Source organism: Brevibacillus sp. BD137 (assembly GCF_041644655.1).
In the GTDB taxonomy this organism is placed as follows: domain Bacteria; phylum Bacillota; class Bacilli; order Brevibacillales; family Brevibacillaceae; genus Brevibacillus; species Brevibacillus brevis_D.
Genome location: NZ_JAOTNO010000006.1, coordinates 16,930 through 38,140, shown reverse-complemented (window position 1 = coordinate 38,140; position 21,211 = coordinate 16,930). Strand labels below are relative to the sequence as shown.

The following is a 21,211-nucleotide window of genomic DNA, read 5'->3' as shown; positions in this document are numbered from 1 at the left end:
ATGGATGAGCAGCAGTCAATCTCGCTGTTTGCGGAAACCTATATTCGAGGATTTGTTTCTCAAGAAATTTTTTACAATGAAGAAACCTGGTACGGAGTTATCCGTCTTAAGATAGAAGAGACTACCGAATCGATCAAAGAATCGGAGGTCATTATTGTCGGTAATTTTCCTCGCCCGCATCCAGATGAGCTGTACACCTTTTACGGTGAATGGAAAACACATGCTCGTTTTGGACAGCAGTACGTAGCAAAACGCTATGAACGTGAAACGCCGAAAACATTGGCAGGGGTTGAGCGCTACTTAGCCAGTGGCTTGTTTCAAGGGATCGGAAAGAAGATGGCCAAACGAATTGTCGAGCAGCTCGGGGTAGATGCACTGTCGATTATCGCAGACTTCCCAGAGCGATTGGCTGAGGTACCAGGCATTTCTGAACAACGTGCTAAAACGATCTATGATTCCGTGGTCGAGCATCGCTCCTTGGAAAGTGCCATGGTTTTCTTGTACGACTTCGGCATTGGTGTGAACATGGCGCTGCGTATTTATCAGACCTACAAGATCGAAACGATGACAGTGCTGAAGGAAGAGCCGTACCGTTTGATTGAGGATGTCGTAGGAATCGGCTTTAAGCGAGCAGATGACATTGCACGAGCAACTGGGATTGCTGCTTCCTCAGAAGAACGTGTGAAGGCGGCGGCTCTCTTTATGTTGCAGGAGGCATCGTATTCGGAAGGGCATGTTTATTTGCCCGTGGAGGAGCTTTGTGAAAAAACGCTGCGCCTTCTCGAAGAGTGCGGGGGACACGTCTTTTCTGGAGACGATATTCAACTGGCAGTGGAAGCCCTGTTCGTGTCGAGTAAAATTGCCTGGGAAGATGAGCGGGTTTATTTGCCCTCGCTGTTTTTTGCAGAGCTTGGTCTAGCCAAAAGACTGCGTCACTTCGCTGCACGGGATGAATTCGGTACGTTCCCGACATCGGAATTTTACCGTGCGTTAGGGGCGGTCGAGGATGAGCTGGGGATTACGTATGCCCAGACGCAGCGTGATGCCATTGAACAGGCGATCAAAGCAGGTTTGATGCTGTTGACAGGGGGACCTGGTACGGGGAAAACGACAGTCATTCGTGGGATATGTCGTGTCTTTTCTCAGCTTCATGGATTGTCGCTGGACTTGAAGAAATACAACGAAGAAAATCCATTCCCGATCGTTCTTGTGGCTCCTACCGGACGTGCAGCAAAACGTATGACAGAGACTACGGGTTTACCTGCAATGACCATCCATCGCTTGCTCGGTTACAAAGGGGAGAGCTTCGAGCATGACGCGGAGCACCCAATCCGTGGCCGGCTATTAATTGTGGATGAAATGTCCATGGTCGATATCTGGCTTGCCAATCAATTGTTTCGTGCGGTTCCAGACGACATGCAGATCATCATGGTAGGTGACCCTGACCAGTTGCCTTCCGTAGGACCGGGGAACGTTCTCTTGGATATGATCCGATCTGGATTACTTTCGTTGGTACAGCTGACAGAAATTTATCGGCAAGCAGAAGAGTCTACCATTATTCGGTTGGCCCATGATGTACGCAAGGGGAATGTACCGGCAGATTTGCTTCACACCACCCCGGATCGGCGATTCTTCACAAGTTTGCCACAAGAAGTTCCGGAAGCAGTGAAACAAATTTGCTTCGGAGCCGTAAAAAAAGGATATACGGCAAAAGATGTTCAGGTATTAGCCCCTATCTATAAAGGTAATGCCGGTGTGAACCGGTTGAATGAAGAATTGCAGGAGCTGTTTAATCCGAAAACGCCGCAAAAGCGTGAAGTTACTTTTGGAGAGACGACTTTCCGTACAGGAGACAAGGTTCTGCAATTGGTGAACAATGCTGAAGAACAGGTGTTTAACGGTGACATGGGTGAGATCGTCGCCATCTTTTTCCCGAATGAAAATGCGGAGAACCAGGAGATGCTGGTCGCTGCCTTTGATAACAGGGAAGTGGTGTACAAGCGTTCGGATTACCATCAGCTGACGCTTGCCTACTGCTGCTCGGTTCATAAGTCTCAAGGTAGTGAATTTCCGATTGTGATCATGCCGTTTGTCAAAAGTTACTACCGTATGCTCAGACGCAAGTTGGTCTATACCGGGATCACCCGGAGCAAATCATTCCTCATCATGTGTGGAGAGCCGGATGCGTTCCGTGCTGCTGTAGAGTCTGATGAGGAAGGGGTACGGTACAGTTATCTGGAGGAACGGCTAAAGCAAGAGTGAAGTTGGAACCATTTGCGCCGAATGGGCGCGTCCATTTCGCCTGATACTAACAAGGCGGAAGGGGGATGTCCCACATGCGCAAGGCAATGGATGCAGTCGGATTGCCAGTTGTTTGCCTTCAAACAGGCGAGACGATTGGAACCGTGCGTGACATTCTTTGCGACTCCACTTGGCATGTACGAGGAGTCTTGCTGAGCGAACAGGGCTGGTTCCAATCAGGTACCTATATTCCTGCCGAACATATTCATGCGGTCGGGGAGTCCTGCCTTACCGTATCGGGAAAAGACGCGATCACGCCCTTACCTCATCTCGCCGGACTAGAGCCTGTCGGCATTGTGACGGGAAAGACGAAGTTAAAAGGAAAAGCGGTGATTACCGCTTCCGGAGAGTGTTTGGGGAGGCTGGAAGATGTTTACTTTTCAGCCAACTGGGAGAAACTTGTAGGGTACGAACTATCAAATGGCTGGTTTGCAGATATTACGGAAGGGCGAAAGCGCCTCCCTGCACCAGCATCCGTTATCATCGGGGAAGAAAACCTGATCGTGCCGGACTAGTTCGTGGCCAGGCGTGAAAGGGAGGAAAAGCGTGATGCGTGTCATATGCCCGAATTGCAGTTCCAAAGACGTAGGGAAGATTGGAACCAATCAATACTATTGCTGGAACTGCTTTATAGAAATGAGCGTTTCCAATGAGCAGATCGCTTCTGTCTACCAAGTTGAGGAAGATGGATCTTTGCATTCGCTCAACGATCTGTTTATTGAGGAACAGACAGTAACCGCTCACTTGAATATGTAGTGGATTTGAGCGGCAAATCCAATGGAGGTGGCACGCTTGTTCACTCGAAGCCTGTTGCGGGTTCTGGCCACAAGCGGAATAGTGGCGATCATTGGTTATTGGTTGGCTCCGCGACGTCGCAGTCGGTTTTCATTGAATTGGAATCAGTTGCCCTTCTCCATGCGTGATGTAACGCGTATGTGGAAATCAGGTCGCAAGCTGATGCGTGCCGTTACTCGTTAACACAAAATGTGAATTGGAACGTAAACAAACACCCGAACATACACTGTGTTCGGGTGCTTTTTTCGCCATACATGAAAAAGCTCCGTCGTGGAAATGACGGAGCTTGCGTTGTATTAAGATTGTTCTGCCAAGCGTTTTTGTTGTTGGCTTTTCGTGCGCCCGATCAACAGGACACCAACCACAACAGCTACGATGAATACCCATTTTACCCAAGGGTAAGTGGCAAAGAATGGTGTGAGGAACTTCTCATTTGTTACCATGTTCGCTGCGGTATACGCCAATACTGCAGAGCCGATATAAATAACGATCGGATATTTCTCAATCAGCTTCAAGATCAATGTGCTACCCCATACCATGATGGGAACACTGATGATTAAACCGATAACTACCAGAAGGAAATCACCATGCGCTGCACCAGCAACGGCGATAACGTTATCCAAGCCCATTACGGTGTCGGCTACGATAATCGTCCAAATCGCTGCTCCCAGTGTTCCGCTTGCCTTCATATTCTCATGACCATTATCCTGAATCAGCAACTTGAGAGCGATCCAAATGAGAATCAAACCACCCACTAGTAACAGGCCAGGAATTTTTAGCAACCAAACCACAGCGAGTGTCGCCAATGCACGAATGACAATGGCACCAACCGTTCCCCAGATGATGGCTTGCTTTTGCTGATGAGCGGGCAGGTTACGAGCCGCCATCCCGATGACGAGGGCATTGTCCCCGGCCAGCACGAGGTCGATGATAACGATAGAAAGTAATGCGGTCCAAAACTCAGGGCTTAACAATAAATCCATTTCTCTTCCTCCTCCTAATCCGTTTTAGAAGCGAATAATCCGCTGGCCGTTTTCTTGATACCTCCCATAGTGTATGTAAAGGGGCGAAAAAGAAAACGACCTTTCCCGATTCAGGAAAAGGTCGTTTGAAAACCAAAAATAGACCTTTTACCTGATCGGCAAAGGTCTTGCTTACAACATTGCGAAAATGTTGCCAACATAGCCGGGGAAAAATCCCGTAATGACGACTATGTTGCGAAAAAGCTACTCCCCTTTGGAGATATCCTCTTGTAATTACATAGTACTGAACACGAAATTGTGTGTCAATAGGTTACATGAAATTAATGTGAATGAGACAAGCTAAAAAAGATGTAGGCAAATAGGGAGGAGTTGGGGAACGTGGATGAACTTCGGCGAAGTCGTCTATTTGCTGCTGCTGTTTGGGTCATCACACTTTTGGTCATCGGCAATCTGCTTTGGCTGCTCCGACCAGTCCTGTCACAGTTGTTTTCGCTCATAAAGGAAGTCCTTGTCCCCGTCATATTGGGACTCGTCATTGCGTACTTGCTCCATCCGATCGTGCAATTGCTGGAAAAAAGAAGGGTTCCGCGCTTGATGGCAGTCCTGCTCATCTATGGATCATTTGTATTGGTGATCACGATTTCGATCATTAATGCTATCCCAGTTTTCACGAAACAATTGGTGGAGCTGTCAGACGATATTCCCCGCCTGATGGATTGGTACTATACATGGATGAGTGAGTGGGAGGCACGAAAATATTTTTTGCCGGATAGCATCTCGAAGGGTGTGGACCGGGTGATCATCCAGTCGAATGAGGGAATGTCTCATTCCGTTTCGAAAATCGTGGATAATGCCAAGCATTCGATGGGCAAGTTGTTTGCCTTTGCTATTGTGCCGTTTATCGCTTTCTACTTTTTGAAGGATATGAAGCAATTGCATGAGACGGGGATGTCGATTGTTCCAAAGGCTTATCGGAAGCAAGTGCTGATTGTCCTGCGGGATATTAATGAATCCTTGGGCAAATACATACATGGACAAATGATGGTCGCCCTGATCGTAGGCGTCTTCGCATACTTGGGCTATTGGTGGATCGGCATGCCGTATCCTTTTGTACTGGCTGCATTCGTATGTCTCACCAACATCATTCCGTACATCGGACCATTGATTGGGGCGGCACCAGCAGTTGTGATCGCGATTACGATTTCCACCAAGACACTGTTACTCGTTGTCGTTGTCAATCTCATCATTCAAATCGTGGAAGGGAACATTTTATCTCCGAACATCGTTGGTCGTTCCTTGCATTTACACCCGCTGCTCATTATCTTGGCACTGCTGGTAGGGGAGACGGTAGGGGGGATCATCGGGTTAATCGTTGCTGTCCCGATTCTGGCCGTTTGCAAAGTGATCGTTAGCCGAATCGCTGTCATGATGCATGAAAGTTGACAGTGATCAGGTAAAATATTTATAATATGGACAAAGTGATTTATGTGAAATCAATGAGGGAACGAGTATGTTGCAGACCTTTTACAGAGAGGACGCTCCATGGTTGAGAGGGCGACCAAAAGAAGAGCAGCAGAAGGCTACTCCTAAGACCGGGCAAAACCCGGCGGCTTGGCACCGTTAGACGCCACTTAAGCGACAGGCCTTGGCTCAGATAAGTGTAGCGAGCCTGTAAGCAGGGTGGTACCGCGAGAAATCAGTTCTCGTCCCTGAGGGGATGGGGGCTTTTTTTATTTTTAGATGAGGAGAATGTAGATGAAGAAGCTGACAGGCAATCAAATCCGCCAGATGTTCCTCGACTTTTTTGTAGAAAAAGGACATCGCATTGAGCCTAGCGCTCCATTGGTTCCAATCGACGATCCTTCCCTTCTGTGGATCAACAGTGGTGTGGCGACTCTCAAGAAATACTTTGACGGCCGCATCATCCCGGACAACCCGCGTATCACGAACTCGCAAAAGTCTATTCGTACAAACGATATTGAAAATGTGGGACGTACGGCTCGCCACCACACTTTTTTTGAAATGCTGGGTAACTTCTCAATTGGTGAGTACTTCAAGGAAGAAGCGATTGAATGGGCATGGGAGTTTTTGACAAGCCCAAAATGGATCGGCTTTGATCCTGAGTTGCTCTCCGTTACCATTCACCCAGAGGACGAAGAAGCATTTGAGCTGTGGAACAAGAAAATCGGTGTTCCAGAAGAGCGAATCATCCGACTGGAGGGCAACTTCTGGGATATCGGAGAAGGCCCGAGCGGACCGAACACGGAGATTTTCTATGACCGTGGAGAAGCGTTCGGAAACGACCCGAGCGATCCTGAGCTGTACCCGGGTGGGGAGAACGAGCGCTACCTGGAAATATGGAACCTGGTATTCTCCCAGTTCAACCACAATCCAGACGGTACCTACACGCCGCTGCCTAAGAAAAACATTGATACAGGGATGGGTCTTGAGCGCATGACGTCTGTCATCCAAGGCGTAGACAACAACTTTGAGACAGACCTGCTGTTCCCGCTGATCGAAAAGACCACGGAAATCTCCGGTGTGAAGTATAAAACAAGCCCTGAGATGGATGTAGCCCTGAAGGTTATCGCTGACCATGCACGTACGGTTGTGTTTGCGATCGGTGACGGTGCGCTTCCATCCAATGAAGGACGTGGCTATGTCATTCGCCGCCTGCTTCGCCGTGCCGTACGTATGGGGAAAAAGTTGGGCGTAGAAAAGCCATTCCTGTACAGCTTGACTGAGACAGTAGGTACAATGATGGGCGAATTCTACCCAGAGGTTGTTCAAAAGCGTGCGTTTATCGAAAAGGTCATTCGTGCCGAGGAAGAGCGTTTCCACGAGACACTGAACGATGGTCTGGCGATCCTGTCTGACATGGTAAAAGCAGCAAAAGATAGCGGAAAGACACAACTGTCTGGTCAAGATGTGTTCAAAATGTACGATACGTATGGATTCCCTGTTGATTTGACAGAAGACTTCGCAGACGAGCAAGGGCTGACTGTCGATCGCGATGGCTTTGATAAAGCAATGGAAGAACAGCGTGAGCGTGCACGTGCAGCACGTCAAGACGTAGACAGCATGCAAATCCAAGGTGGTCCATTGTCTGATTTGACGGTTACGAGCCAATTTGTTGGTTATACTGAATTGGTAGCAACAGGTAAAGTGGAAGCGATTATTTTGGACAACCAGCTGGTAGAAGAAGCAGAAGAAGGTCAAACCGTACAAGTCGTTCTGAGCCAAACTCCTTTCTATGCAGAAAGCGGCGGTCAGATCAATGACGAAGGTTTCCTGATTTCTGATATCGTGAAAGCACGTGTGACAGATGTACAAAAAGGACCAATGGGTCAAAATGTACATTCCGTCATCGTCGAAGCGGGTACCCTGCGTAAAGGCGATGAGGTTCGCGCGGAAGTGAACCGTGAAGCACGTCTGGCTATCACGCAAAACCATACAGCGACTCACTTGCTGCATCAAGCACTCAAGGATGTCCTGGGAACGCATGTCAACCAGGCAGGTTCTTTGGTAGCACCAGAGCGTCTCCGTTTTGACTTCACTCACATTAGCTCCATTACTCCAGAAGAGCTGGAGCGTATCGAAGCAATCGTGAATGAAAAAGTGTGGGCAAACCTGGGTGTCGAGATCTCCAACAAACCATTGGCTGAGGCAAAAGCGATGGGCGCGATGGCGTTGTTCGGTGAAAAATACGGCGACGTTGTACGCGTTGTAAAAGTGGGCGAATACAGCCTGGAGCTGTGTGGTGGATGCCATGTGAACAACACCGCAGAAATTGGTCTGTTCAAACTGGTTAGCGAGAGCGGTATCGGTGCAGGTACACGTCGAATCGAAGCAGTAACAGGACGCGGCGCTTACCAGTTCTTGAACCAGCAGTTCACTACACTCAAAGAAGTGGCGCAAGCACTCAAAGCACCTGTACTGGCAGAAGCACCTGCACGTGTAGAAGGTCTGCAACAACAATTGAAAGAAGTACAGCGCGAAAACGAGTCCCTGCGTGCAAAACTGGGGAACATCGAGGCAGCGTCGTTGACGGATAAACTCCAACAAGTAGACGGTATGAATGTACTCGCTGCACGTGTTTCCGCTGTCGATATGGACAACCTGCGCGGCATGGTGGATGAGCTGAAAAACAAACTCGGCTCCGCTGTCATTGTGTTGGGTGCGGTCGATGGCGACAAGGTGAACCTCGTTGCAGGTGTAACCAAAGATCTCATGGATCAAGGCATTCACGCTGGCAAGATCATCAAGGAAGTCGCAACTCGTTGCGGTGGCGGTGGTGGTGGACGTCCAGATATGGCACAAGCCGGTGGTAAGGACCCATCCAAGCTGCAAGAAGCACTGGATGCAGTGGTTGACTTCGTGAAGAGTCAAGCAGTAGCGAAATAATGCGATTGCAAGAGAAATTTGTATAATCGACAGGAGTAAACGAAATCCGAGTCGAATACAAAAAAGAGTAGGAAACCAAAAGAGTCTCAAAGGAAATCGAGGTGTTGATTGTGAGTTCGTTGGATAATACCATGAAATTCACGGTGCCCAAGGAAGCGAATACGGCGGATGTCCAGGAAACATTGACAGAGGTGTACAAAGCCCTGCAGGAAAAAGGATACAACCCGATCACCCAGATCGTCGGTTACTTGCTTTCTGGCGACCCGGCGTTTATCCCACGCCACAACAACGCGCGGAGCCTGATTGGCAAATTGGAACGGGACAAAATCATAGAAGAGTTGGTGACCGTTTACTTGTCAGAGCGCAAGTAGACCTTAACGATGACACGATTGATGGGGTTGGATGTAGGCGACAAGACGATTGGAGTGGCTGTCAGCGATGAGTTGGGATGGACTGCGCAAGGAGTAGAGACCATCAAGCGACAATCCAAGGAAAAGGATTTTGCCCGCCTGAGCGAATTAGTTTCGCAGTATCAAATTGGGGCTTTCGTAGTTGGTTTGCCCAAAAACATGAATGGAACCATAGGCCCGCGTGCTGAAATGTGTCTAGCATTTGGCAAGCTTTTGGAGGAACGCACGTCTCTTCCTGTTCACATGTGGGACGAACGCTTGACGACGATGGCGGCAGAGCGTATGCTGATTTCTGCTGATGTTAGCCGTCAAAAGCGAAAGACAGTGATAGATAAAATGGCGGCCACTTTAATCCTCCAAGGATATTTGGACGCGAAATCGAGGTGACCACAATGAGTGAAGAGATGATGGAAGAGTTCGAAGTGGGCGATGTGATCGCGCTGACGGAAGAAGGTACCGAGGAACCGCGAGATTTTCGTATCATGTACATTTTTGACATTGAAGATCGCAGCTATTTGGTACTCGTACCAGTAGATCAGGAAGAGGAAGAAGAGTACGAGGTTCACTTCCTGCGTTATGACGGTACAGACATGCTTCAGCCAATCGAGGATGATGAAGAGTGGGAGCAAGTAGAAGCTACCTTCGAAACGTTGATTGCTGATTTGGAGAAAGACGGAATTTAATAGATTCGTGGAAAGAGAGTCCGCAACTGGCGGGCTCTTTTTTTATGACTTTTTTCGCCAAAATCACCCATGAAGTGACAGTTGGATAAGCCTCTTGTATAATGAATGGGATGGAGATAAAGAGACCCTAAAGGGAGGATTTCTAGCTTGAAACCAATGTCAGCGAAGCCTGATTTTAACCCCGAACGCCCTGCGACGCGTCGACGCAGACGCGGCGGACGAATTGTGATGTGGCTGGTTGCCTTGTTGTTGTTGATCATTTTGGCTGCGGGGGGAGCAGCGTGGTACGTGTACCAGCAATTACAGCCTGTTGCAGGTGAACAGACGGTAAAGAACGTGGCGATTCCGTCCGGTTCCTCCGTACAAAAAATCGGTCGGGTACTGGAAGAACAAGGTCTGATCCGAGATGCCGATGTATTTAATTACTACGTGAAGTATAAAGGCGTGGCCCCTGATCTTAAGGCGGGAGAGTATCAATTTACGACTGGCCAAGCTATTGACGAGATACTAACAGCCATGGTGGAAGGAAACACGGTGATCAATGCGAACCGTTTTACGATACCAGAAGGCTGGAATGTCGAACAGATCGCAGATCATCTCGATAAAGAAGGCATTGTAGAGAAAGCGGCATTCTTAAAAGAAGTAAATGAAGGTGCATTCCCCGAATATCCTTTTGTCGCCGCCATTCCGAAGCAAGCAGACCGAAAAAACCGTCTGGAAGGGTATCTGTTCCCGGAAACGTATGAGGTGGACAAAGACGTTACGGCACATGAAGTCGTCTCACGTATGCTGGCTCAATTCCAAAAGGAATGGAAGCCAGAGTGGACAAAGCAACTGAAGCAGCGCGATTTAACACTGGATGAAGCAGTTAATCTCGCATCGATCGTTGAGCGTGAAGTAACCGTTGACAAGGAGCGTCCGCTTGTAGCAGGCGTGTACTACAATCGGATTCGCGATAAGTGGCCGTTGCAGGCTGATGCTACTGTCCAATTTATTCTCGGCAAACAACGTGACCGTCTGACCTTTAAGGACCTAAAAGTAAAAAGCCCGTACAACACGTACACAAATCCTGGATTGCCACCAGGGCCGATTGCTAACCCAGGCAGAGCTTCGCTTGAAGCAGTCGTCAATCCGGCCAAACACGATTACTTTTTCTACGTGACGAAAAAAGACGGAACGTCCGAGCATTACTTTTCCAAAACACTGCAAGAGCATGAAGCAAATGATAAGAAAAGCAGGGGAAACTAACCAGGTTTCCTCTTTTTTTTGCCTGCGGTCAACAGTGCTTGACGTAGCCAAGTTTTCCTTTGGTGTGCTATAATAATTCGGTTGTAACGAAAGAGGAGTGAAATCATGATTACCAATCCGGCAATTGACGACTACGTGTCAAGCCTGGTTCCCGAGCGTTCTTTGCTGCTCAAGCGACTGGAGCAGGAGGCGGCAGAGGAAAACATCCCCATTGTGCAGCTCCCGTCCGCTCAAGTCATGCGGATGTTGTTATTGCTGCATCGTCCCAAAGCGATTCTTGAAGTGGGTACAGCAATTGGGTATTCCACGATTTGGCTTGCAGAAGCTGCACCGGAAGCGCGAATTGTCACGATGGACATAGATGAAGATCGATTGGTGAGAGCACGGGAAAATATAAAAGAAGCAGGATGTGCAGATCGTGTGGAAATACTCTCACGTGACGCCACTTTAGGGCTGCCGGAGTCGTATCAATTTGACTGCTTGTTTATCGATGCGGCCAAAGGTCAATATCGAACGTTCCTCGATTTATATCTACCGCTTCTTCGCGAAGGCGGTTTGGTAATTAGCGACAATGTCCTGTTCCGAGGACTGGTGGCGACTCCAGAAGAAGCGGGCAAGCGCCAGCGTCCGATGGTGGACAAGCTGCTTTCTTATAATTCACATCTAATGGAGCGTCCTGATTTAGAAACGACATTTATTCCGGTCGGAGACGGGTTGGCCATCAGTATGAAAAAGAAGTAAAAACATAGGGTCGTATATGCGTAAAGCATCATGAGGAAGGGGACATGAAGCATGGGTAACCCCGTATTGATTGGGGTAGCGGGAGGCAGTGGTTCTGGAAAAACGACTGTAGCAAAGGAGCTGTACCGCCAGTTCCAAAATGATAGTGTAACGATGATTGAGCAGGATTCCTACTACAAGGATCAAAGCCATTTGAGCCCAGAAGAGCGGGCGCTGACTAACTACGACCATCCCTTCGCTTTTGACAACGATTTGTTGCTTGCGCATTTGCAGGAGCTCATGCAAGGAAAAGCGATCCAAAAACCGATCTACGATTTCAAGGTGCATAACCGCAAGCCGGAGCAAATCCAAGTCGACCCAAAGGATGTCATCATTCTGGAAGGAATGCTGATTCTGGAGGATGAGCGGATTCGTAATTTAATGGATATCAAGGTGTTCGTCGATACCGATGCCGATGTGCGTATTGCACGTCGAATCGTACGTGACATCGAAGAGCGCGGTCGTTCCCTTGATTCAGTGGTGACACAGTACTTAAACGTCGTTCGACCGATGCACTTGCAGTTTATTGAGCCGACCAAGCGATATGCAGACGTCATCATCCCAGAGGGTGGCTACAACCGAGTAGCATTGGATCTGTTATCCACGAAGATCGGAAATATCTTATTGGAGAAGCACCAATTCACCAATCAATCATAGACACCTAAAAGTGCACCGTGACGTACGGTGTGCTTTTTTCTTTGTTCGTTGTTTCTGTCGCGTACATTCCGGCAATACTGGTGAAAAAAGCCAGGGAGGGAATTCGATGCAGCTGGATCGACGAATCAAAAGACGTCACTTTCTTGTATTGCTATCCATGTCGTTGTTATGGCTCGGTTTGATCGTGCGCTTGTGGTGGATTCAGCTCGGATCACCCCATCGGTTTTCTCGGCATGGCGTTGACTTGGTAAAAGCAGCAGTAAAGCAAAGACAGCAAAGCATCGTACTGCATAGCGGGCGTGGCGATATCGTAGATCGAAATGGGTACGCCTTTACCGGAGAAGAGCATCTCGCCTTGATTTTGTTCCCGTTGGCGCGTGGGAGCCTGCAAGGAACAGATGGCTTGCAGCGGTTGGCTCAAATAACCGGAGAATCTAAGGAACGCCTGTCAGAGACCATGGAAAAGGCGAAAGTACCGCTGCTCATGCGAGAGGCGTCCGGAAAGCTGGTGATGCTCACCGAGCGGCAGGCCGAGGAAATCAATGCCCTTGCCATCCCAGGAGTTGTGGCATTGGCGGTGACAGAGCGATACCGTGCTGATGAAGTAGCCAAGCATTTGATTGGTTTTATCCATAAAAATCCCAACATGGTGCAGAAGCTGTATCCAGATGAATGGACAAGCGGCAAAATGAATGCCGAGAGCACACTAGGGGCGTCGGGCCTGGAGCGAAGCTTTGACCGTTTTTTACAGGGGGTCGAGCCATCTGTCTTGTCCTATTATGTAGATGGGCATGGTCAACCGCTCCGAGGGCTGGATATCCGTTATACAAAGCAATCGAATCAATACTATCCGTTGTCCTTGACGACTACCTTGGATGCGGCGATCCAGAGACGCATGGAGGCAGCAGCCGATCAAGTAGGCCTCAAAGAAGGCAGTATCGTCGTTTTGGACGTGCAGACAGCCGATGTTCTTGCAGCTGTGAGCCGCCCTACCTATGATCAAACGAATGTTACAGGAAACACGAGCGATTGGAAGAATCGCACGTTCAAACAACTCCCGCCTGGTTCGGTCTATAAAACTGTGGTAGCAGCAGCCGCCCTGGCGGAAGGAATCGTTTCACCAACAGACCGTTTTTCATGTACAGGAGAATACGGGAAGTACCAATTCTCCTGCTGGAAAAAAGAAGGCCACGGCAGCGTGACACTGGAAGAAGCGTATGCCCATTCCTGCAACATTGCGATTGCTCATATCGCCAAGATGGTGGGCGGGGAAAAGTTGGAGGAATATGCAAAAAAGCTGGGCTTGACCACTCAAGTGGGACATCTTACCCCTCATCTGTATAAAATCCAAAACTTCAAGCAGCTGGATGGCGAAGAGCCAGGTAGAGTCTTTGCTGAGGGGATATCCCGCGACGATGAAGGCGTCCTGATTCAAAGCGCTATCGGTCAGCGGGATGTACGCATTACCCCCTTGCAAGCAGCAAATATGATGGTAACGATTTTGCGTGGCGGTCAAAGCTCTCAAGTACGGCTGGTAAAAGAGATCGCATACCGAAATGGTCAGTCGTTCCATACATTCCCCGAGCAGGAGCTCTCTTTGGACGGTATAGACTACGTCACAGCCAACAAATTGCGAAAAATGATGCGAAAAGTCGTCACAGAGGGAACAGGAAAGATACTCATGAATTCCGCTTGGCAGGTGGCAGGCAAAAGTGGGACCGCGCAAATCGGGGATGCGAATGGAAACAACCATCTGTGGTTTCTCGGGTACGCTCCGTTAGAGGAGCCACGTTACGCCATTTGTGTCGTGGCAGAAAACCAGCCGAGCTGGGGAAAAAACCAGGCTATGGAGCTTTTTCACCAAGCTGTTGCTGGGCTTGCCGATCATACAGCTCAATCTTCCCAACCTCGCGAAGAGTATTTCCGAGGATGAATCCTCTTGCGTTAATTTGATTGTTTTTACTTAGCCCGACGATCAGCATGAGGGGAGAGGAAGACATGTACATGGATTGCGAGGCTTTTGCCCAAATGGTTCTCTTATCACCTTTGCTGGGTGACAGGCGTTTTACCGTATGACTATGCCAATCACCAATGTATTTCCATTGTCGATTTCTGCTTAATTTGCGGACGAGCTTGTTGAGATGCGTGTCATCGAAAAAAATAGAATGTGGCTGGTGAATCGCATTTGGGCCTGGTTCACTTGCATACGTAACGACCCATCTATCCTCACCAAGTGGGTATCCCATCATCACCCCTCCTGTTTCCAGTGAGGGTTTTTTTCGTACGGCCTGCTCAATCTGTTTCCACGCTTTTGGTGTGATGTACAGCGTCGTCATGAGACGTTCGTCCCTCCTTGATAAAACCACTGACATTTGCTTGATATCATATGTATGCGAATGGTGAAATGACCCGCGTCCAGTAAAGTTAGGAATTGTCGAAAAAAAGATTGTAACTAACCTTCTTCCTTTCTATAATTTGAATAAAAGTGTGAGTTCAAAAAGTCGGCTTTTTGAACAACCTCTACTAAGACGGAGACTGGAAAGGTTGATTGTATGCCTTTGGCACCTGTTGATCTCTCACTGATTGGGCAAGTATTAGCGGCAGATTTGTACACCGAACAAGGAATATTGCTGCTGGGACAAAATACGACGATCACACCTGCCCATGTGATCCTATTGCAAAAGCAACGAGTCCGTGAGGTTGAAATCATACAGAGTCTTACAGAGGGAACGGGTGAGGAAGTTACTTCTCAACTATTCCAACTGGATGCAGATTCTGAGACCGTTGCCGCTTATGTACAAGCTCTCGACAAAACGAGACTACTCTTCGACGAACTGACAGTTGGAGGGGCACAAAGACTTGATCATTTTTCCAACATCTTTTTTGATGTAGCAGAAAAATCGACGAAGCATTTGGGGTTGTTCCGGAACTTGTACGTGCTGGAAGGGGCAGACAGCTATACATACCGACATTCATTAAATGTAGGCATTCTCTGTTCGCTCATAGCTCGCTTGATGAAATGGGATGAAGAGCGAGTAGCATTCATGGGGATAGCCGGATTTATGCATGACATTGGGAAAATGAGAGTACCGAAGGAAATATTGCTGAAGCCAGGCAAGCTAAGTGAAGAGGAATTTGCTATCATGAAGAAGCACACCGTCTTCGGCTATGAAATGATCCGTGAAATGAAGGGTGGGTCTGAGCTGTTGGCGTTGTGTGCCTTGCTGCATCATGAGCGACTCGACGGGTCTGGCTATCCGGAGCAAAGAAAAGGTGATAGCATTCCAATCGAATGTCAGGTGCTCGCTGTTGCCGACATGTTTGATGCGATCTGTTCTGATCGGGTGTACAAAGGGAGGACATCCCCATTCGAGGCGGCACAGCTCCTATGGAAGGAAGCCTGTAACGGAATATTGAACGTCGAGATCGTTGCACAGTTTGTTCGCTACATTGCCTTGCTGTACGTAGGCGCGAAGGCGAGGTTGAGCAGCGGGGAAGAAGTCGAAGTCATTCTTATTCATCAAGATGAACCGATGCGTCCGTTGGTAAGAAGAATGGGTGAATTCCTCGATTTGCGGCATGATCGCAAGCTGACGATTGAAAAAATGATTGGATAAGAACCCCCGATGCGAAAAAGGAAAAACCGCTCTTGGAAAAAATGAGAGCGGTTTCATTGTTGCTGATCTGTGAACGATCGTCGGGAAAGCTCGATCAGCATGGAAGATTGTGACACAATGAAAGTGTGTATGATAGACAAAGAAACGAAAAGATTCGTGTCGTGCGAATGCTCGAAACGATAGGAGGAAACACATGATACGCAAAGCGGAACCCACAGACGCAGCTTTTGCTGCGCCATTAATTTACGATGCCATTGGCGATATCGCGCATACGTTGACAGGTGCAACGGAGGAGGCGGAAGCGATTCGCATGATGGAGGAGTTTTTTGCGAAGGAAAATAACCGGCTCAGCTACGAAAACGCAGTGATTGCCATGGATGGAGATGTACCAGTAGGACTGGCGCTCTTTTATCATGGAAGCCAAACAGAGGTGCTCGATCGCCCCTTCGTTGAGCATGTCCAACGTTTGACTGGCGAGACGATTACGCTCGTAAAAGAAGCAAAGGATGACGAATTCTATTTGGATTCTGTCGCGGTTGATTCCTCATGCAGAGGGAAGGGGATCGGATCACTTCTGCTGGATGCTTTTGAAAAAGAAGCGATCCAGCGTGGGCATGACCGAATTGCTTTGCTCGTTGACGAGGAAAAACCACGTGCGCGCAAGCTGTATGAATCGCTCGGCTATCGCGAGGATGGGACAGTGATTGTATGCGGGCATAAATTGAGCCATATGGTGAAGGATATACCGAAGAAGGCGTAAGAAGACCTCTGTTGGGCTTGATACAAGAATAAAAAACGTTTCCCGTCGGACAACGCGCAAGAAGTCCGAGGGAAACGTTTTTTTGTAAGCTTAGCTGCTAAAAGCAGGGAGGCTTTCTGCATGGGGGGAGGGCAGGTAAGGTGTGAGATCAAACTTCCAGTCAAATTCATGGATCGGACTGTACTTACCCGTCAAGAGTTTCAAAATATGAGCTTCAGTTGCTTTCCTCGTATTTTTAGATGCGCCTGCTTCGTCGTAAAGATTGCCGCAAGCATAAGCAAACAAATACTCTTCCCAGCTCGAATAAGCGAGTTGGATTCGCTTGGCTACGTCCAGCATGCCTTCTACGGCCTCTGCCTTGGGAAGATAGGACTGCTGGGCGCCTGCTTTGCAAATAATGAGATACCAGGCGTAATCAAAGGCGGCGATACCGGCATGTGGGAGCCTGTTCATGTACGCGTACACGACCAACTGTCGGGCTGACTCCAGATCGCCTTTTTTTAAGGACGCGATGTAGTTGGAACGATTGGCATCGCTGAGTGTAGATAATACGTGGCGATGCTGATCAAATTCAGTTCTTCGCCCATGCTCCAAAAACCAAGTCAAGCGCTCTTTCGTTTTCGTGGCATCCCCGGTATCCCATCTGTTATCAATACGAAGCCGCAAAAACGTATCGCGCAGGCGGTTGTATTCGTGGATGGCCAAATAATACGCGAGCCGCTTCTGATTTAGGCAAACAGAGGAGAGAGCATGCAAGTAGCGGCTTAACTTTGGGTCGATCTCTTTTTCGTTTTCTGCTTCTTTTGTCATGGTAGTCCGCCCTGCCTCCTTTAGTGGAATGACAATGCTTTGCGAGTTTTGGGAAACTCACGAATGATGCGGATGTAATACAACATGGCAATCATCGCGAGAATGCCCAGAAGCCATGATCCCGTCCATCCTTTTTCTTCTAAGTCAGGCTTGGCATTGATATACGTATCGGTCACGAGAATCGACTGATAGGGATGCTTTCGTTTTTCCAAAGCATTCACAATGGCAGGCAACATCTCCCCATCTGGTACCGCCTTTAGCGTTCCTCGCATCGTTATGGATTGCTTGTCATGAATTTCCTTGGCATGGTCGTAGTCCGTAATGAGAATGATCACTTGTTGACCCAGATAACCTACATTTACATAGCCTGTGTCCGAGTTTAATAGATCTCGTTCTTTGGCTTTGGCAGCAGGAATGAACTCGGCTTTTGGCTCAGGATACTTCTCTTTGTCATAGACACGGAGCATATTGATATAAGCCGCTTTGGTCAATGTAAATTCCACCTGGTAGCCAAGAGGAGTTTGTTTCATCTCTTCCACCGTCTTGATTTGGACAGGCTTATATTTATTGACCAAGGAGTCAAACATTTGCTCCGAAGTCATATCCAGCTTGATGGATACGACAGCAAACATAGCGTAATGGAGCAGAAGGAGAAAAATAATCGTCCAAATGTTACGTCTCGTGTAGAGAGCAAAAAATTGCTTGAACCTTGCTAGCCTGCCAGGAAGTCCAAGCGTTTGCAAGTTTTTTCTCCTAACAGCTTTGGCTTGCTTGCTCGCAGGTGGTTCCGTCATCCTGTTAAACGGTGAGTGTATTTGTGTCAGGCATATCTTCGCGTCGATATCGGATGGATTATGCGAGAGTATCTCCTGAAAAACTTCTTGAGCCTTCTCCCATTCCCCTAGCTGAAGATAGCCTTTCCCCAGCAAGCTGCGAGCGTCCCATAGTTCTGGCATGCGAGTGAGGATTTCCTCGCAATCTTTGATCGCATCTGTGGCATCTCCCTTCTCGAGGAAAAGTCGGGCACGATACAAATACGCATCGATGTTATCTGGATCAAGACGTATCAATTGATCAAAGGTATGAAAGGCGCGATTCTTATTTCCGGTTCGCAAAAAATATTCGCCCTGCAAACGGATCAAATCGGGGTCAAGAGCATACAGAGCATGAGCTTTTGCCAAATAGCTTTGAGCCGTTTCCCAATCATTTTCCATGAGGGCAAATAACGCATCGCTGCGCCATTCTAGAAACGCTTCAATATCCAGGTCATCGCGATTCTCAAAAGAGTGGTAACGCAGCGTGAAAATCTGATTAAGCTGGCCGTTCAGGTAAGCAACAAAACGTCCTGAGAGCTGGCTTGCGAGCTTTTCTGATTTCTCCCGCCATTGAAAATGGGAATCGAGCAGCATCCACACTTCATGAGGCAAGTGATAGTGTTCTTCTAAAAAGTGGAGAAATTGCGTATCGATGAGTTGATGGCAGCCGACATTCCACATGGCCTCGTCATTCAGCAACTCACGCCAGTTTTCAAGCTGGATACGTTCGTGATAGTTGTCGTACAACTCTTGTGTACGGCGGAAAAAACGCTCCACCATATCATCGGGGTTCATGGAGCGTTCGGAATGATCGTAGTTCTCAGTGAAATCGTACCGCTTGGGAATCGGGATTTCTTCTTGAGGGACTACTTCTTGCGTTGGTTCCTCTAAAAACCTGTCAAACAGTGTGAGCCGCTGCGGCGGATCGTAGCTAGGCTGCTCTTCTTCTGCTGGTTCAGAATGCCACTGCTCATAAAGGCGTCTCGGCGGCTGGAGGTGAATCGTCTCTTCTTGCGTTTCAGGATCCCGCTTGTTATTGCGTGTGAACTTCAGGGCGAGGTCATACGCCTCTCGCAATCGCTGAAAGCCTTCAGGATCAACTTCCGGATTGTGCACCTTCAACTTTTTGGCATAAGCCTTTTTTATCTGGGCAGGATTGTCCGTCGGTTCAATCCCGAGAATCTCCCAAATCCCCATTAATACTCATTCCACCCTTCAAACATGTCCAGCTGCTGCTTCAATTCTTCTGCTGCTTTGGCAATGTCCCTTTCATTTTGGGTGGACAGGACACTTTCGAAGCGGCGTAAGTAATTCGCAATAATCATCCGGTTTTCGCCCAACGCTTCCTCATACATACGCTCGCCTTTTGCCAGAAGCAATCGATTTTCGGTTCGTTCTCTGGGGTGGATCTTTATGTTTTGAAGAGCTTGAAAACGCTCCTCAATTTCTTCTTTTGAAAGGCTACCCGGATTTTTTTCGATGACGGCCTTGGTTTTGACTCCTGTAGATACGACAGTCACTTCGACTTCGAGAATCCCGTTGATGTCATATGTATAACGAACATCGATAGACTCCTCGCCCTTCTTGGCAGGGGGAACTTTTATATTCAGTTCGCCAAGCTTGAGGTTATGTTCGACGCGTCGGCTTTCGCCTTGATACACGTCAACGAGAATGGAGCGTTGATTATCGAGAACGGTGTACAGTCGTTCTACCCGGCTGACCGGGATTGGCGTATTGCGCTCAATGATCGGAAAAAAGTAGCCATCCTCGTGTTTGCCGTTTGCCATGGTTTGAACAATACCCGTACCGAGTGTGTATGGACAAACATCTGTTAATACAAGCTCGTTTAACGCCTCGTTGCGTTCCTTGAGTGCTGCTTGTATCGCTGTTCCCAATGCAACGGCCTCATCGGGATTAATATGGGAATAGGGCAGTCGCCCAAATATTTTGCTTACGATGGATTTGATAAGCGGCATCCGCGTCGCACCGCCAATAAGCACGATGGCATCTAGGTCCCGAGGTGAGATGGATGCGTCTCGCAAAGCACGCTCGATCGGCTGACGCAGTCGTTGCAGCAGAGGAAACGCGAGTTCTTCCAGCTGATTTCGACTAAGGGTCGTTTCAACCAGCTCACCCTGGATATTGACACTCATTTTCCCTTCTTGCTCGGAAAACAAGGCGCGCTTGCACAACTCAGCTTGTTTGTGGATGGACGAACGCGTTTTGCTGTCCAGCGTGTTGATATCGAGTCGATGGGCTTCTATGAAATAAGAGGCGATCAGATCGGTAAAGTCTTCGCCGCCCAAAAAGTTGTCTCCAGCGATTGATTTTACTTCCATCACACCTTCGAACATTTCCAAAATAGAAACGTCAAACGTTCCACCACCTAAATCGAATACGAGGAATTGTGTCTCGGTTTCCTCTTGATGGAGCCCATATGAGATCGCGGCGGCAGTCGGTTCGCTGATTAAGCGCTCTACTTTCAGTCCTGCAAGCTCCGCTGCCCGCTTGGTCGCTTTGCGTTGTGTGTCGTTGAAATAGGCAGGCACACTGATAACCGCTTCGTGAACGGGGTGCCCTAAATGAGCCTCTGCATCCGCCTTCAATGATTTAATCACAAAGGAGGAAAGGTCATCGGCAGAAAAGGAATATCTCCCCAGCTGGTATCTTTTTTCTGTCCCCATAAACCGTTTAAAAGTAGAAGCGGTACGATCTGGGTGAGTTAAGAGGCGCTCTCTGGCGATTTTTCCAATCAAGATCTCGCCGTTCTCATCGACGCTGACAACAGAAGGAGTCAGTGTTTCTCCGAGCGCGTTTGGAATGAGCGCGGGTCCATTTTCAGTCCAGTAGGCAACCAGACTGTTCGTCGTGCCCAAATCAATTCCAATGGTGGTCATTAGCTAGGTCCTCATTTCCGTGTTTTTTCTACTAATATCGGCAAAAATAGT

General features: G+C 48.4%; 20 protein-coding genes. 15 read left to right on the top strand and 5 right to left on the bottom strand.

All coding sequences use genetic code 11. The annotated features are described in order from the left end of the window. From recD2 to ODZ53_RS15015, 4 genes are all read left to right on the top strand, one after another. A complete protein-coding gene (gene recD2 / locus ODZ53_RS15030) occupies window positions 1-2,262 on the top strand; it encodes an SF1B family DNA helicase RecD2 (RefSeq protein ID WP_064200788.1) in 2,262 nt (753 codons plus the stop codon). A 74-nt stretch (window positions 2,263-2,336) separates the two neighbouring features. Beyond that, window positions 2,337-2,816: a PRC-barrel domain-containing protein gene (locus tag ODZ53_RS15025; protein WP_012685612.1), complete on the top strand. Its 480-nt coding sequence runs from the start codon at window positions 2,337-2,339 to the stop codon at window positions 2,814-2,816. Window positions 2,817-2,850: 34 nt separating this feature from the next. Next, on the top strand, window positions 2,851-3,057 hold the full coding sequence (locus ODZ53_RS15020; RefSeq protein WP_012685613.1) for a hypothetical protein: 207 nt from the start codon (window positions 2,851-2,853) through the stop codon (window positions 3,055-3,057). Window positions 3,058-3,084: 27 nt separating this feature from the next. Continuing rightward, the gene (locus tag ODZ53_RS15015; RefSeq protein WP_229088206.1) at window positions 3,085-3,279 is read left to right on the top strand and encodes a hypothetical protein; all 195 of its coding nucleotides are present in this window, start codon (window positions 3,085-3,087) and stop codon (window positions 3,277-3,279) included. Between the two features lie 113 nt (window positions 3,280-3,392). Here the strand turns inward: ODZ53_RS15015 and ODZ53_RS15010 are convergent, their stop codons facing one another. Next, complete coding sequence (locus ODZ53_RS15010) at window positions 3,393-4,079, bottom strand: TerC family protein (RefSeq protein WP_173625232.1); 687 nt, start codon at window positions 4,077-4,079, stop codon at window positions 3,393-3,395. 378 nt (window positions 4,080-4,457) lie between these two features. Between ODZ53_RS15010 and ODZ53_RS15005 the strand changes: the two genes are divergently transcribed. From ODZ53_RS15005 to ODZ53_RS14965, 9 genes are all read left to right on the top strand, one after another. Further along, on the top strand, window positions 4,458-5,522 hold the full coding sequence (locus ODZ53_RS15005; RefSeq protein ID WP_372678022.1) for an AI-2E family transporter: 1,065 nt from the start codon (window positions 4,458-4,460) through the stop codon (window positions 5,520-5,522). Window positions 5,523-5,834: 312 nt separating this feature from the next. Beyond that, complete coding sequence (gene alaS, locus ODZ53_RS15000) at window positions 5,835-8,483, top strand: alanine--tRNA ligase (RefSeq protein WP_372678020.1); 2,649 nt, start codon at window positions 5,835-5,837, stop codon at window positions 8,481-8,483. A gap of 110 nt (window positions 8,484-8,593) precedes the next feature. Continuing rightward, window positions 8,594-8,854 carry an IreB family regulatory phosphoprotein gene (locus ODZ53_RS14995; protein ID WP_012685618.1) on the top strand — a complete coding sequence of 87 codons (261 nt, stop codon included), beginning with the start codon at window positions 8,594-8,596 and terminating at the stop codon, window positions 8,852-8,854. Window positions 8,855-8,863: 9 nt separating this feature from the next. Beyond that, on the top strand, window positions 8,864-9,280 hold the full coding sequence (ruvX, locus tag ODZ53_RS14990) for a Holliday junction resolvase RuvX (RefSeq protein ID WP_172142881.1): 417 nt from the start codon (window positions 8,864-8,866) through the stop codon (window positions 9,278-9,280). Between the two features lie 5 nt (window positions 9,281-9,285). Further along, entirely contained in the window at window positions 9,286-9,576 is a 291-nt protein-coding gene (locus ODZ53_RS14985; protein ID WP_005832492.1) for a DUF1292 domain-containing protein, read from the top strand. 147 nt (window positions 9,577-9,723) lie between these two features. Further along, entirely contained in the window at window positions 9,724-10,824 is a 1,101-nt protein-coding gene (gene mltG, locus ODZ53_RS14980) for an endolytic transglycosylase MltG (RefSeq protein WP_372678016.1), read from the top strand. A gap of 105 nt (window positions 10,825-10,929) precedes the next feature. Then, window positions 10,930-11,565, top strand: coding sequence for an O-methyltransferase (locus ODZ53_RS14975; RefSeq protein ID WP_012685621.1), 636 nt, complete (start codon window positions 10,930-10,932; stop codon window positions 11,563-11,565). A 51-nt stretch (window positions 11,566-11,616) separates the two neighbouring features. Beyond that, entirely contained in the window at window positions 11,617-12,261 is a 645-nt protein-coding gene (gene udk / locus ODZ53_RS14970; protein WP_016739257.1) for a uridine kinase, read from the top strand. Between the two features lie 106 nt (window positions 12,262-12,367). Beyond that, complete coding sequence (locus tag ODZ53_RS14965; protein WP_372678014.1) at window positions 12,368-14,194, top strand: peptidoglycan D,D-transpeptidase FtsI family protein; 1,827 nt, start codon at window positions 12,368-12,370, stop codon at window positions 14,192-14,194. On the opposite strand, the gene ODZ53_RS14960 is transcribed toward ODZ53_RS14965, so the two are convergent. After that, the gene (locus ODZ53_RS14960; protein WP_049684149.1) at window positions 14,106-14,597 is read right to left on the bottom strand and encodes a Mov34/MPN/PAD-1 family protein; all 492 of its coding nucleotides are present in this window, start codon (window positions 14,595-14,597) and stop codon (window positions 14,106-14,108) included. The two genes, ODZ53_RS14965 and ODZ53_RS14960, sit on opposite strands and share 89 nt — an antisense overlap. Before the next feature lie 216 nt (window positions 14,598-14,813). On the opposite strand from ODZ53_RS14960, the gene ODZ53_RS14955 reads away from it, so the two are divergent. Together ODZ53_RS14955 and ODZ53_RS14950 are read left to right on the top strand one after the other, a co-directional pair. Then, window positions 14,814-15,878, top strand: a complete 1,065-nt coding sequence (locus ODZ53_RS14955; protein WP_173604912.1) for an HD-GYP domain-containing protein — start codon at window positions 14,814-14,816, stop codon at window positions 15,876-15,878. A 193-nt stretch (window positions 15,879-16,071) separates the two neighbouring features. Further along, window positions 16,072-16,638: a GNAT family N-acetyltransferase gene (locus tag ODZ53_RS14950; protein ID WP_372678011.1), complete on the top strand. Its 567-nt coding sequence runs from the start codon at window positions 16,072-16,074 to the stop codon at window positions 16,636-16,638. 90 nt (window positions 16,639-16,728) lie between these two features. On the opposite strand, the gene ODZ53_RS14945 is transcribed toward ODZ53_RS14950, so the two are convergent. From ODZ53_RS14945 to ODZ53_RS14935, 3 genes are read right to left on the bottom strand one after another with little or no spacing between them, the layout of a single operon-like run. Next, complete coding sequence (locus ODZ53_RS14945; RefSeq protein ID WP_372678009.1) at window positions 16,729-17,448, bottom strand: DUF1266 domain-containing protein; 720 nt, start codon at window positions 17,446-17,448, stop codon at window positions 16,729-16,731. Between the two features lie 20 nt (window positions 17,449-17,468). After that, the gene (locus tag ODZ53_RS14940) at window positions 17,469-19,460 is read right to left on the bottom strand and encodes a J domain-containing protein (RefSeq protein ID WP_372678007.1); all 1,992 of its coding nucleotides are present in this window, start codon (window positions 19,458-19,460) and stop codon (window positions 17,469-17,471) included. Next, window positions 19,460-21,160 (bottom strand): molecular chaperone HscC, encoded by a 1,701-nt coding sequence (locus ODZ53_RS14935; protein ID WP_372678005.1) that lies wholly within the window; start codon window positions 21,158-21,160, stop codon window positions 19,460-19,462. Before ODZ53_RS14935 ends, ODZ53_RS14940 begins: the two co-directional genes overlap by 1 nt. Window positions 21,161-21,211: the final 51 nt, after the last annotated feature.

Bases quoted from the DNA above. Each gene is read 5' to 3' on its own strand.
- recD2 (WP_064200788.1), top strand. From the start codon at position 1: ATGGATGAGCAGCAGTCAATCTCGCTGTTTGCGGAAACCTATATTCGA.
- ODZ53_RS15025 (WP_012685612.1), top strand. From the start codon at position 2,337: ATGCGCAAGGCAATGGATGCAGTCGGATTGCCAGTTGTTTGCCTTCAA.
- ODZ53_RS15020 (WP_012685613.1), top strand. From the start codon at position 2,851: ATGCGTGTCATATGCCCGAATTGCAGTTCCAAAGACGTAGGGAAGATT.
- ODZ53_RS15010 (WP_173625232.1), bottom strand. From the start codon at position 4,079: ATGGATTTATTGTTAAGCCCTGAGTTTTGGACCGCATTACTTTCTATC.
- alaS (WP_372678020.1), top strand. From the start codon at position 5,835: ATGAAGAAGCTGACAGGCAATCAAATCCGCCAGATGTTCCTCGACTTT.
- ruvX (WP_172142881.1), top strand. From the start codon at position 8,864: ATGACACGATTGATGGGGTTGGATGTAGGCGACAAGACGATTGGAGTG.
- ODZ53_RS14985 (WP_005832492.1), top strand. From the start codon at position 9,286: ATGAGTGAAGAGATGATGGAAGAGTTCGAAGTGGGCGATGTGATCGCG.
- ODZ53_RS14975 (WP_012685621.1), top strand. From the start codon at position 10,930: ATGATTACCAATCCGGCAATTGACGACTACGTGTCAAGCCTGGTTCCC.
- udk (WP_016739257.1), top strand. From the start codon at position 11,617: ATGGGTAACCCCGTATTGATTGGGGTAGCGGGAGGCAGTGGTTCTGGA.
- ODZ53_RS14965 (WP_372678014.1), top strand. From the start codon at position 12,368: ATGCAGCTGGATCGACGAATCAAAAGACGTCACTTTCTTGTATTGCTA.
- ODZ53_RS14960 (WP_049684149.1), bottom strand. From the start codon at position 14,597: ATGACGACGCTGTACATCACACCAAAAGCGTGGAAACAGATTGAGCAG.
- ODZ53_RS14955 (WP_173604912.1), top strand. From the start codon at position 14,814: ATGCCTTTGGCACCTGTTGATCTCTCACTGATTGGGCAAGTATTAGCG.
- ODZ53_RS14950 (WP_372678011.1), top strand. From the start codon at position 16,072: ATGATACGCAAAGCGGAACCCACAGACGCAGCTTTTGCTGCGCCATTA.
- ODZ53_RS14945 (WP_372678009.1), bottom strand. From the start codon at position 17,448: ATGACAAAAGAAGCAGAAAACGAAAAAGAGATCGACCCAAAGTTAAGC.
- ODZ53_RS14940 (WP_372678007.1), bottom strand. From the start codon at position 19,460: ATGGGGATTTGGGAGATTCTCGGGATTGAACCGACGGACAATCCTGCC.
- ODZ53_RS14935 (WP_372678005.1), bottom strand. From the start codon at position 21,160: ATGACCACCATTGGAATTGATTTGGGCACGACGAACAGTCTGGTTGCC.